The sequence below is a fragment of the Steroidobacter sp. genome, assembly GCF_036402275.1.
Lineage (GTDB): Bacteria > Pseudomonadota > Gammaproteobacteria > Steroidobacterales > Steroidobacteraceae > Steroidobacter.
Map to the genome: position 1 here is coordinate 87022 of NZ_DASWTF010000051.1, position 12097 is coordinate 99118.

Genomic DNA, 12097 nt, shown 5'->3' on the forward strand with positions numbered 1-12097 from the left:
GTCACTCCCTGGAAGGATCGGCCGCACGCAGCAACGCGCGCACCGGTCGATCGACGAGCATCAGCAGCGTCGCTGCGCAGGCGGCCACGGCCGCCATCAGAAGGAAGAATGTCATGTGATCCATGCGGCTCCACCACGAGCCGAGCGCACCGGCGAGCAGGTTGCCGGCAAAGCTCGCGGAGAACCACAGAGCAATGCTCGTAGCAGCCACGGCGCCCGGAGCCAGGTTGCCAAACAACGCAAGCCCCGTGGGGAGAATGAACAGCTCACCGGTCGTGTAAACGACGAGAAACAATACGAGCCACATCCAGTGCGCAGGTACGCCTTCGGACTGCGATGCCTGTGCAATCGCTGCAAGCATCACATAAGCGGCCGCAACGATGAACGCGCCGAAGGCCATGCGGCGGGCCGGCGCGAGTTGATCTCCAGGCTGTGTTTGTTTACGCCAGATGAGCAGCAGAACGGGCGTCAGGACGAAGACCAACAACGGATTCAGCGCCTGAAACCACGTGCTCGGAATCATGCCCGAGCCCACGCTGCGGTCGACGGCGCTGTCGGTCCACAAAGCAACGGTATTGCCAATCTGCTCGTACGCGCCGCGAAACACGACGACCATCGCGATCACACCGAGTAGCAATCCGAGGCGCCGCCCGAACGAATTGCTGTGTGCCTGTGCGTCGAGCTCGCGACCCTGCACCTGCCGCACGCTATCAGGCAGGTAACGACTGCCCCAGATATAAATCACGAGACCGATGCACATGCCGATACCGGCAGCGCCAAATCCCCAATGCCATCCATACAACTCGCCCAGCGTTCCGCAAATCAGCGGCGCGAGGATAGCGCCGAGATTGATCCCGACGTAGTAAACATTGAACGCGGTGATACGACGCGGATCGTCCGCCGCATAAAGCGTCTGCACCTGGCTCGGCAAACTAGGCAGGAACAGTCCGTTGCCGAGCGCGATGGTTGCCAGCGCCGGATAGAACAGCTCCTCGAAGGCCATCATGAAATGGCCCAGCGCCATGATCGAGCCGCCGAGAATCACAGCGCTGCGCCGGCCGAGAAAACGATCGGCGATGAGTCCGCCGACGATCGGCGTGAAATACGCGAACGCAGTGTATGTGCCGTAGGTCCAGGATGCTTGCGCCTGCGGCATGGCCAGCGCTTTCGTCATGTAATAGACGAGCAGCGCGCGCATGCCGAAGTAGGAGAACTTCTCCCACATCTCGGTGAGGAACAGGATCGTCAGACCGGGCGGGTGCCCGAACCAGTTTCCGGGCGAGGTCGCAGGCACCCTGGTCATTCGTCACATTCCGAAGCCGAACGACAACCCGACGGTGCGCGGCCGGATCACGCCCGCGCCGATGGCTCCATTCGGATAAGTGCCCAACGTACCCGTCGAGGTCAGTCCGTCGCTGTCGGTCACGTTCTTGGCATACAGCTCGATCGAGTAGCGGCCGAGCAGCACGCCGGTGCGCAGATCCAGGACTTCGTACGACGGAATCTCACGCTGACGGCCGTTGAGCTCGCGGAAGTCGGCGTCGAAGGAAGCGGTCTGATCCGACAGATAGCGCAGCGAGGCGCCGACGTACGCGGTGCTGTCCGCACCGATCGCCCATTCGTAATCGACGTTCGCGCCAACGCTGAACTCCGGTGTGAACGGCAGCTGATCGCCCTTCATGCCGCCGACGAGATCGCCGGTATCGTCATCGAGCTCCGCGTCCGTGTAGGCAGCGTTCAGCGACAACCGTAGAGAATCGGTCGGGCGCGCGGTCACTGTTGCCTCGAGGCCGTCGCTGGTCGCACCGCCGCCGTTGACGTTGACGCCGAAGATGTCCACCTGCGTGAACAGCTGGATGTCTTCCCAGTCGATGTGGAAGACAGACACGTCGACACTGTAAGCACGCGAAGCGGACTCACTCTTGAAGCCGACTTCATAGCTGGTCAGCGAATCGGACTCGTAACTCAGCGGCACGACGTCCGGCACGCCTGGCGGCAACACGTTCGGACCGCCCGGGCGGAATCCACTCGCAACGCGCGCATACAAGGAAACGTTGTCGCTGATCTTGAATTTCGGCGACACGGAGTACGTGAACACCTCCTCTGTCGACCTCGCTTCCGGGTAGCTCACGCCGCTCGGACCTCCGGCGAGCAGGCCGATGGAATCCTGCTTGGCTGTCTGATCGTTCTCGCTGTAACGCGCTCCCAGCGTCAGGTCGAAGCGATCGCCGAAATGAATCGTGCCGCTGGCAAAGACTGCGATTTCCTCGTACTCCGAGTGCAGGCTCAAGTCGCCGAGCTGTGGCTGGCCTGCGATCGGAGTCATCGTTCCCGGAACCAGTGCTTCCAGGTGCTGCAGGATGTCGCCCTCCTCGCTCGTGTAGTAAGCGCCGGCCAGCCAGTCGAACGTGTCGCCGGTGGGCGAGGCGAGGCGCAGCTCCTGCGTGAACTTGTCGTACTTGGTCGTTTGCAACTGCTGGAATTCGTTCGGCCCCACGAACCCCTCGATCAGCGAGCTGTACAGCGTGGTCAGATCCTCGCGGAACGGCGAGTCCAGTTTGTTGAAGCTGCTGGAGGACGTCAGCGTGGCGAATCCGAGGTCGACGTCCAGCAGGGCGTTATAAATCCGGTAGTCGACATCCCGGTACTCCGGAACGAACTGCGACTGAGTGAACCTGGAGTACAGCGTCTCGAGCGTATCTGGATCGCTCTCGACCGTGCTGGAGGCATCCGTGCGGATGTTCTGCATGATCGCCGTCAGCCGCAGCGAGAACGCATCGCTCGGGCGATACAGCGCCGACACACGGCCGCCGGAGCTTTCCGCATCGTTGATGTCTTTCGCGATGTCGGATCCGGCGGTGCCGATCGAATCGATGAAACCGGGCAGCTCGCGGTAATAGCCCGTCGCCCGGATGGCGAAGCTGCCGGACAACGGCACGTTGATCATGCCGGCGCCGGAATAGCCCATGTCGCCATCTTCCACGCTCTCGGCGCCGAAACGCACGCGAGTCTCGAATCCATCGGTCTGCGGGGCGTTGGTCGCGAACTTCAATACGCCGGCGAGCGAGTTGGCGCCGTACAGGGTGCCCTGTGGGCCGCGCAGCACCTCGATGCGCTGCATGTCGAAAGCATCGAAGTCTCCGGCGAGCACGCCGCCGTTGACCAGGCCGGTGCTGGAGCCGAACGGCGTCTCGTCGACATAGACGGCCACGGTGGCGGCGACGCTGCCCGTGTTGACGCCACGCATGACCAGACGCCCGTTGCCCGGCGTGCTCTGGTTGAGCTGCACGCCCGGCACGAGCTTGAGGTAATCCTGGAAGTTCGTTGCCTGCTGGCGCTCGAGCAAATCGCCACCGACCACGCTGATCGACAGCGGCACATCGATCAAAGCTTCAGAGCGCTTTTGCGCCGTGACGATGATCTCCGCGATCGTATCGGACTCCGCCGCATGAACATTCGTTACTCCTGACAGCAGCGCCAACGCGCTGGCGGAGCCGCCGACGATGAGACCGCGTGACAGTCGCCGTGAGTCACTCATGATCAGAACCCCTGTGTGTCTGTTGTAAATCGCCCGTTGCTCAAACGCGTCCGCCGCCCCATACATCCGGCGCGCAGTGAATGCTTCCACCGTCATAACTGGCGGAGGGAACATGGTCGCGCTCGAGAAACGTCGGCCCATCCAGATCCACGAAGTCGCACAGCTGCGCTATGACGAACGCAGGCGCCATGGCGAGGCTGGTGCCGACCATGTTGCCCACCATCACTTGCAATCCCGCGCTGCGCGCTTCGACGACCATCCGCAGCGCTTCAGTCAGTCCGCCGCATTTGTCGAGCTTGATATTGACGACGTCGAAGCGTCCGACCAGCCCCGCCACATCGTCAGCGCTCTGCACACTTTCATCGGCCGCGATTGGGATCGGGCTGCGGAACCCCTGCAATTCGGCTTCACTGCCACGTGGCAACGGCTGTTCAACCAGCTTCACTCCCGCTGCCACGAACGCCGGCAACGCCCGCTCGAGATTGCGTAGCGAGTAACCTTGATTTGCATCGACGGCCATCCACACATCGCCGCGCGCCTCACGCGCCGCCCGCACTCGGGCGATGTCGGTTTCTACATCTCCGTCGAGCTTGAGTTTCAGCGCGCGTGCATGCGAAAGCGCACGTGCGCCACGCCCCACCACTTCGGGCGCATCCGCGCTCAATGTGAAAGTGGTGACGCGAGGCAACGCCTGATCCAGACCGGCAGCCCGCCAGACAGGGACGCCGGCCTGCTGCGACTCGAGCTCCCACAATGCGCAATCGAGCGCGTTGCGCGCCCCGCCGGCAGGAAATGTTTGAGCGAGCTGCTCTCGGGTAATGCCGGCCTCGATCATCGGGCGCTGTGCCTCGATCGTGCGCATGATCTTCTCGGGCGTGTCATCGAGGTAGTAGACGCCAGCCGCCTCGCCACGGCCGCGGGCGCCTGCCTCGCCATGCAGGGTCACGCGCACGACCGGCACATCATAAAAGGTGTAACCGGTGATCCGAAACGGCGCCTTCAGCCGCAGCGCCTGCAACTCGACATCCATCCGCGTGACTCGATGTGTATTCACGATGGCTTCCAGTTCACGTCGATCAGTAGTTCACGTCGAAAGCGATGAGATGAAACGCCAGCGCGACCCAGAGCACGACCAGCAACGCAAGGGCGAGCAGCACGGCCCAGGTCTTTGCGTACCACTTGCGTGCGCCACGCACGACCACGGACGCGTTCCACACGCCGATCGCGGCGGCTCCGAAGAACACGACCGCGGACAGCATCTGGAGAATCCACAAGCAGATGTCGGCAGTGGATGAAAGCAGGTGATCGCCCATGATGAGCGAGACCATCACGGCCCAGAGGATGAACACCGCGATCACAGCGACCGACGCGATGCGTATCCGACGATGCGCCAGCGCGTCAGGTCCCGTCAGACCATAGGGCACGCCATAGTATTTGCGCGCGAGCGCGGCGATGGGCCATGCGAGCGTCGTCAGCGCCAGTGCGATCAATCCAGCGAGCAGCGCCGGTGTAACCCAGGCAGGTGAGATCGCCGCAGGCACAGGTTCGAACACCATGAATGGCGTCACCCACTCGAAACCGAAGCGAACGACGCGCCCGTCCTCCACTTGCGCGGACAGGAAACTTTCGCCATCGACGTCGCGCCAGACGAACGGCTCGACTTCACGCCACTTGATCGGCGAGCCGGCGACGTTCCTGGCCATCGAAACGCTGATGGTGCCGTCGTCGTTCGCGAATACCTCGACGGGGCTGGCCAATCCCAGCAGTTTCAGGAAGCTGGTCTCGATACGGCGCGAGACCTGATACAGGCCGGTCATCATGCGCGCGTGCTCGGCGGCTGTTTGCGGATCGACCTTGCCGTCGAAGGTCGGTCCCGGCAGATAACGATCGGCGAACTGCTCGAAGACCGCCTTGCGGATGTTCCCCGCCGCGCCCTCCTTGCCCGCGCTGTTCAACGAGATGAACAGACCGACACCGTCGTCGATGAACAGATACAGATCGGAATGAAACCACGCGGTATCGCCGGCATGAGAAATGATGCGGCGGCCATTGCGATTTTGCTCGTAGAAACCGAGCACCATGCGATGCACCCGCGGCAGGATCGTAAGCGCGGTGGTGTGCATCTGTTCGGCGGTCTCCGCTTTCAGAATGCGCCCTTCGCCGAACGCTCCTTTTTGCAGGTGGGCGATCATGAATCGCGCCATGTCCGCGCCCGACGAGGATTGACTGCCGGCCGGCGCCGACACGACGATCTCGAACGGTTTCGCCTTGCCGTCGGAAGCTCGCGCATAGCCGTTCGCCATGAATTCGCGCAACCGTTCGGGCAGCGGCTGACGGAACGTCGAATGTTCCATGCCCAACGGCGTGAGGATGTGCTGTTCGACGTACTCATCGAACGAAAGACCGGAAGCGCGCGCGACGATGTAACCGGCGAGCGAAGTTGCGTAGTTCGAATAGGCCGGCGTCGTGCCAGGCGCGAAAATCCGGCTCGGCACCCACTCCTTGAGATACACATCCAGCGGATCGAACGGCGCGCCCTCCGGCACGATCAGATCTTTGACCCGCTCCTCGAACCCCGGAGTGTGCGTGAGAATGTTCCGCAATGTGATCGGCTGGCCGTCACGGGCCGGAATCTCGAAATCGAGATAGCCGTTCACATCGGCGTCGAGATCGAGCTTGCCCTGCTCGACCAACTGCATCACCGCGGTCCAGGTCGTCAGCTTCGAAATCGAGCCGGGACGAAACAGCGTGGTTGCCGGATCGACCGGCTTACGGGCCGCCACGTCGGCGTAGCCGTAGCCCTTCTGCAGTAGAGTCGCGCCATCCTTCACGACGACCACCACCGCACCCGCCACGTCGCCGGTCGCCAGCGCGTATGGCAGGAAGCCATCGAGCCAGGCTTCGAGATCCTCTCGCGTCAGAGGTCTGACCTCCGAGGTCCGCACATCGGCGGATGTGACGCTCGACTCCGGCGCCGGCGGCGCTTCAGATGAGACGTCGCCTGCGGCCGCCGCGGACAGCACCCGCGAAAACAGCAGCATCGCCAACAACGTCGCCGCACGTGCACGCATGCCCAACCCCTGACAAATGTTGTTCTTCAGGACAAAAACCATCCCTATCAGGCAATTTTAGTCCTAATTAGAGAATCGTCAACCACGAAGGCGCCCGCCGGCCCCAAAGGGGCGTGGCGGGCGAGAGAATTCAGGGACGTGGGGAGTCGATGCGCCGGCGACTACGCCGGCGTCATTTCTTGTGACACCCGACGGTGCCCACTGGGATCAACAGGACATAAGCGCGCTCGCACTGGTAGACCACCTTCTGCCCGCATCCCGAGGCCTCGTACGCATCGTCGCCGAGGTAACGTCGCTCAGTGCGACTGACCGTTACTTGCGCGCCATCGCAGGCAAGCGCGCTGCTTGCCTGCTCGCGCACAGTGTCGGGAGCGGACACGCAAGCCGAGCACAGCAGCGCTGCCGCTGCGACAACGACTCTCGCGTTGCTCTGAAAAGTTCGGGACATCATGTCTTCCTTCCTCCTCGATCATTAGTAGTAGAGGTCGAGCCTCACCAGATTCAGCGTGAATGCGATCCAGGGGATGGCGACACAGGAAGCCGCCAGCACGACGCTCCACGTCTTGCTCCACCAGCGGCGTGCGCCTGTGAGCGAAAGCCAGGCATTCCAAACCGCAATGCCTGCGCCGATCATCCCGATGAACCCGAGCAGATAAAGACTGACGAACCAGACATCTGCCCGACCATCGAACAGCGTGAGATCCGACAGGCCCGACTGCAGCAGCACCGCCCAACCGATCACAAAGACGAGATCGACGATGGCCGCCGCGCAGACCAGCCGACGCGCAAGCGTCTGCTGTTTCGTCGATTCGAACGCCAATCCATGACGGCGCCGAAGCAACGCGGCGACCGGCCACGCGATCACGGTCAGCAACAGGCAGCCGGCCGACACGAGCACGACCGGAATGATCCATCCGGCGGATTGACCGGTGGGCACGGGGATGAATACTTGGATTCCACTCGATGAATCGTGGCCGAGAAATCGCACTCGCCCGTTCTCGATCTTTGCAGCGAGGCGCTCCTTGCCGCCGACCTCGCGCCACACGAACGGCGCCACTTCGCGCCATACTTTCGGTTGCCCGTTCAATCCCGTGAGCGCGGGAATAATCAGCGTGCCGTCCGCCTCGGCACCGACGGTGACTTGACTCAGCATTCCCACAGCGGCGTAGAGCGTCGTTTCCGCGCGGCGCGAGCTCTGGTATCGCCCCGCCACCAGCCGGCTATGCTCGACCGCCGTCGGAGCAGTTGGCTCATCCGGCACGGGCGCGGGGAAATATCGATCGGTAAACTGCTCTAACAAGCCGCTGCGGACACCGTGCACGGCGCCTGCCCTGCCCGTGCTGTTGAACGATACAAACACGCCGACATCCTGGTCCATGAACAGCGACAGCTGACTATGGAACACCTGGGTATCGCCGCCGTGTTCGAGAATACGCTGGCCATTGCGATTGGCTTCGAAGAACCCGAGCGACATGCCGTTCACCGGCGGCGTCGCCTGGAACGTCGAGTTGTGCATGAGGCGCGCGGTTTCCGGCTTCAAAAGAGCCGGCGCCGTTCCTTCCTTCGCGCTCAGATGAGCGATCATGAAGCGCGCCATATCGGCGCCGGTCGCGCTGATGCTGCCCGCCGGCCCGGGGCCCACGAGCTCAAAATAGGGCCACGCCGGACCCGATCCGAGCCGATATCCCTTCGACAGGTCGGCCGCGAACTTCTCAGGCAGCGGTTGCCTGACCGTCGAATGCCGCATGCCCAGCGGCTCGAAAATGTGACGATCGAGATAATCCTCGTAGCTCTCGCCGGAGACGCGCTGGACGATGTAGCCCGCGAGCGCCAGACAGTAATTACAATAGGACGGGACTTCACCCGGTGGGAACATGCGCGCCGGGTTCGAATTTTTTACGAACGCCTCCAGGCCGCTGAATTCTTTCGGATCGGAATGCATCAGCCCACGCAACAACTCCTCGAATCCGGCGGTGTGAGTGATGAGATTGCGCATCGTCACCGGTTTGTCGAAGCCTGCCGAAATCTTGAAGTCCAGATACTGATCGACGGGCGCATCGAGATCGAGCTTGCCCTGCTCGACCAGTTGCATCACTGCCGTGTCCGTGAACACCTTGCTGACCGAGGCGGCCCTGAATAGCGTGCGCTCGGGATCCACGGGCCGCCGATTCTCGACGTCGGCGTAGCCGTATCCCTTCTGCAGCAGGACTTCCCCGTCCTTCACGATGACGACGACGCCTCCCGCGATGTCACCTCGCTGCAACTCATAATTCAGAAAACCGTCGAGCCACGCCTCGACATCGGCGCGTGTGAGCGGAGCGGCCGATGCCGTCGGCGCGTCTGCGACCTGCGGTTGCGAATCATCGGCGAGCGCCGGGCTCAACGAGCCCAAGCTGCAAAGTAGAACGGCGAGAGTCCTGACAAGACGCATACATTCTCCGGCGCGGTGCATCCGGCTGGGAATCTACGATGCGGCTGAAACAGTTGGCCGATTTCGTGTCGAACGGTCGGATCGGCCGGGCGAATGGCGATTACACGCTCATCTGCGTGCGGAACAGTCGCGCCTGACGGCGCGAGATATCGACTTCGGATCCGCCCCGCAACCGAACGTGCAGCTGCCCACCGATGCCGAGCTCGACGCTTTCGATGAAGTCGACGTTGACGATCTGCTTGCGGTTGGCGCGGAAGAAGCGCTTCGGGTCGAGTCGCTGCTCGAGGCTGTGCAACGGCCGACCCAGCAAGGGACGCTCCTGACCCCAGAACAGACGGACGTAATTCCCTTCCGCCATCAGCATGCAGACTTCGCGCAGCGGCACGAACCAGCAGCGATCGCCATCGCGCACGAACAGGCGCTCGAGGATATCGTTCGGTCGGACTTCGCTACTCCCGTGCTCGGGCATCGAGCGGGCCTTGGCGAGCGCCGCCGCCAACCTCTGGGTCTCGATCGGCTTGAGCAAATAATCGAGCGCGTTGACTTCGAAAGCGCGCACCGCATGGTGATCGTACGCCGTCGTGAAGATGACGCGCGGCACATGATCGAGTCGCGCGAGCAGATCGAAGCCCGAACCTCCCGGCATCTGGATGTCCAGAAAGATCAGCTCCGGTGCAAGCGACTCGACACGCGCCGCGGCTTCACTGACATCGCCCGCTTCCCCCACGATTTCGATCCAGGGGAACTCCGCGAGCAAGCGCCGCAGCTCACGACGCGCCAGCGGTTCGTCATCGACGATGAGCGATTTCATGCAGCGACTTGTTTCGGCACACGGATTCGTACGATGGCCAGATCCGATTGCGACAGGTCCAGCTCGAGCGTGGCGAGGGATCCGAACAGCAATCGCAACCTCTCGGCCGCATTGTATAACCCGGATCCCTGCTGCTCGCGCGGCGGTGGGTTCGCCGGACGCGGATTCTGCACTTCAACGTGCACGGCGTTATCGTGCACAGTCGCCGCGACTCGCAGGACTCCTCCGCCGGGAAGCTCCGCAATTCCATGTTTGATCGCATTCTCGACCACTGTCTGCAGCAGCATGACCGGAATGCGTACCTCATACGCGCCGGCGGCGATGTCGAGCTCGACGCGCATTCGATCACCGAGACGCAACGATTCGAGCGCCAGATAATCCCCGACGGTTTTCATTTCGCGCTCCAGCGTCACGAGCTCCTCGTGATCCGATCTCAACGTATATCGCAGCAACCCGGCGAGCTGAGTGACCGCATCTCGGGCGCGCGCCGGATCCTCGGCGATGAGCGCCCGCACGCTGTTGAGTGAATTGAACAGGAAATGCGGATTGAGCTGCGACTTGAGCAGCTTCAGCTCGGCGGATTGCAACGCCCGGCTCAGCTCCGACTGGCGCAGCTCGGCCGCATGCCGGTCGCGCACCGACGTGATGCTGATGTACAGAGCGACCCAGATGAAGAACGCCAGGCTCCAATTGACGGCGCGGAGCGTGAACGGATCCATGGACAAAATCGGCGCCGGTATGGCTTCGAGGCGCGCCTGATCCTGGATCGGCTCCAACCCCCATAGCGGCGCGACTGCCATGAAATGCATGGCCGAAGCCAGCACCACGCCGAGCAGCACGCTCGTCACCAGACTGCGCGGCAGTAGCTGACGCAGGCTTAGTTTCGTCCATCCTCTGCGCAGCATGAACACACGAAGCAGCTGCGTGAGTCCGACGGCGGCCAGGTTCAGCAGTGTGATTTCCAGAACGATCCGCTCCCAGGAGACCGGCAGCGTGGCGATCGCGTTGTACACCTGGCTCGCGCCATTCAGCCCCCATCCCAGGAGTTGGCAGGTCCAATACGCGCGCGATGTGTCGATTGGCGTGATGAGCGGTCTCATTCGCTCACCAAGTTAAACCAACGGCGGGCAGCTGGCGAGATTGCCGGGCGAACGGTCGCAGAACCGTTCGAACGGCGGAAAGTCATGACCAGACATCGATGTACTCCCTGTTCGTCAGGCTGGGTCGGGATTTGCGGGTTACTTTCCGATTCGTCCAGAAGTGCGCCTACCTCTGTGCGACCATCCCGTTTATCCTTGCGCACGCCTATCCACACGTGAAGAACGGAGCGCGCACCGCCATGACGGTCAACGATTATTCGGAGCGATTTTTCGGGCTGCCGGTGGTTGACTTCCGCAGCGGCGATCGGGTCACGCGCAGGGACGCCGTGTATCGGCTGATGCAGGAATACGAAGCCCCTCAGTCGCAGCGCGAGCTGCTCGATGAGCTCCTGGAGCAAGTGCCTCGCGATTCGCTCGAGGCGCTGATCATCGGTTCCTGGAGCGAAGCGGCCACCGGCACGCCGCCGGACGGGTTCCTGGAGGCGCTGGTCGAATACCGCCTGCCGAGCCTCAAGGCGCTGTTCGTCGGCGACATGACCTTCGAGGACGCTGAAATCTCCTGGATCAATCAGACCGACTACACCGCCCTGCTCCAGACCTATCCCGACCTCGAGGTACTACGGATCCGCGGCGGCACGGCGCTCAAGCTGCCCGTCATCGAGCATCGCGCGCTACGCGAGCTCACCATCGAGACCGGCGGGCTGCCGAGCAGCGTGGTCGACGCCATCGCGGATTCGAAGCTGCCGGCGCTGCAGCGCCTGGAGCTGTGGCTCGGCAGCGATAACTACGGCTTCGACGGCAACCTGTCGACTTACCAGAATTTGCTCGCCAAGATCGAGCCGGAGCGGCTGGAGTATCTGGGGCTGCGCAACGCCGAGATCGCCGATGAGCTCGCGACGTATCTGGCCTCGCAGCCATGGCTCGGTTCTCTGGAAACCCTCGACCTCTCGATGGGCACGCTCGGCGACGCAGGCGCCAAAGCTCTACTCGCGAGCCCATGGATCGAGGGCCTGGAATCGCTAGACCTGCGACACCACTACATCTCCGATGCGGTGATCAAGCAGCTGCAGGCGCTACCCCTGACTGTGGAGATCGATAATGCCGAGGACGACAGCGACGACCGTTACGTGCAAGTGAGCGAGTAGA

The 12097-nt window shown here is 62.6% G+C and carries 9 protein-coding genes; 1 reads left to right on the forward strand and 8 read right to left on the reverse strand.

Going from position 1 to position 12097, the window contains the following annotated elements; all coding sequences use genetic code 11:
- Position 1: 1 nt before the first annotated feature.
- The 8 genes from VGD45_RS29915 to VGD45_RS29950 form a co-directional block, all read right to left on the reverse strand.
- The gene (locus VGD45_RS29915; protein WP_331159070.1) at positions 2 to 1303 is read right to left on the reverse strand and encodes a peptide MFS transporter; all 1302 of its coding nucleotides are present in this window, start codon (positions 1301 to 1303) and stop codon (positions 2 to 4) included.
- 3 nt (positions 1304 to 1306) lie between these two features.
- Positions 1307 to 3538, reverse strand: coding sequence for a TonB-dependent receptor (locus VGD45_RS29920; protein WP_331159071.1), 2232 nt, complete (start codon positions 3536 to 3538; stop codon positions 1307 to 1309).
- Positions 3539 to 3578: 40 nt separating this feature from the next.
- Positions 3579 to 4592, reverse strand: a complete 1014-nt coding sequence (locus VGD45_RS29925; RefSeq protein ID WP_331159072.1) for a dipeptide epimerase — start codon at positions 4590 to 4592, stop codon at positions 3579 to 3581.
- Between the two features lie 22 nt (positions 4593 to 4614).
- Positions 4615 to 6609: a serine hydrolase domain-containing protein gene (locus tag VGD45_RS29930; RefSeq protein ID WP_331159073.1), complete on the reverse strand. Its 1995-nt coding sequence runs from the start codon at positions 6607 to 6609 to the stop codon at positions 4615 to 4617.
- A 172-nt stretch (positions 6610 to 6781) separates the two neighbouring features.
- The gene (locus VGD45_RS29935) at positions 6782 to 7060 is read right to left on the reverse strand and encodes a hypothetical protein (protein ID WP_331159074.1); all 279 of its coding nucleotides are present in this window, start codon (positions 7058 to 7060) and stop codon (positions 6782 to 6784) included.
- 21 nt (positions 7061 to 7081) lie between these two features.
- Positions 7082 to 9040: a serine hydrolase domain-containing protein gene (locus tag VGD45_RS29940; protein ID WP_331159075.1), complete on the reverse strand. Its 1959-nt coding sequence runs from the start codon at positions 9038 to 9040 to the stop codon at positions 7082 to 7084.
- Between the two features lie 100 nt (positions 9041 to 9140).
- Complete coding sequence (locus VGD45_RS29945; RefSeq protein WP_331159076.1) at positions 9141 to 9851, reverse strand: LytTR family DNA-binding domain-containing protein; 711 nt, start codon at positions 9849 to 9851, stop codon at positions 9141 to 9143.
- A complete protein-coding gene (locus VGD45_RS29950; RefSeq protein ID WP_331159077.1) occupies positions 9848 to 10951 on the reverse strand; it encodes a sensor histidine kinase in 1104 nt (367 codons plus the stop codon). Before VGD45_RS29950 ends, VGD45_RS29945 begins: the two co-directional genes overlap by 4 nt.
- A gap of 239 nt (positions 10952 to 11190) precedes the next feature.
- On the opposite strand from VGD45_RS29950, the gene VGD45_RS29955 reads away from it, so the two are divergent.
- On the forward strand, positions 11191 to 12096 hold the full coding sequence (locus VGD45_RS29955; protein ID WP_331159078.1) for an STM4015 family protein: 906 nt from the start codon (positions 11191 to 11193) through the stop codon (positions 12094 to 12096).
- Position 12097: the final 1 nt, after the last annotated feature.

Excerpts from the sequence above, each read along its gene's own strand:
- VGD45_RS29915 (WP_331159070.1), bottom strand. The coding sequence starts at position 1,303 with ATGACCAGGGTGCCTGCGACCTCGCCCGGAAACTGGTTCGGGCACCCG.
- VGD45_RS29920 (WP_331159071.1), bottom strand. The coding sequence starts at position 3,538 with ATGAGTGACTCACGGCGACTGTCACGCGGTCTCATCGTCGGCGGCTCC.
- VGD45_RS29930 (WP_331159073.1), bottom strand. The coding sequence starts at position 6,609 with ATGCGTGCACGTGCGGCGACGTTGTTGGCGATGCTGCTGTTTTCGCGG.
- VGD45_RS29935 (WP_331159074.1), bottom strand. The coding sequence starts at position 7,060 with ATGATGTCCCGAACTTTTCAGAGCAACGCGAGAGTCGTTGTCGCAGCG.
- VGD45_RS29940 (WP_331159075.1), bottom strand. The coding sequence starts at position 9,040 with ATGCGTCTTGTCAGGACTCTCGCCGTTCTACTTTGCAGCTTGGGCTCG.
- VGD45_RS29945 (WP_331159076.1), bottom strand. The coding sequence starts at position 9,851 with ATGAAATCGCTCATCGTCGATGACGAACCGCTGGCGCGTCGTGAGCTG.
- VGD45_RS29950 (WP_331159077.1), bottom strand. The coding sequence starts at position 10,951 with ATGAGACCGCTCATCACGCCAATCGACACATCGCGCGCGTATTGGACC.
- VGD45_RS29955 (WP_331159078.1), top strand. The coding sequence starts at position 11,191 with ATGACGGTCAACGATTATTCGGAGCGATTTTTCGGGCTGCCGGTGGTT.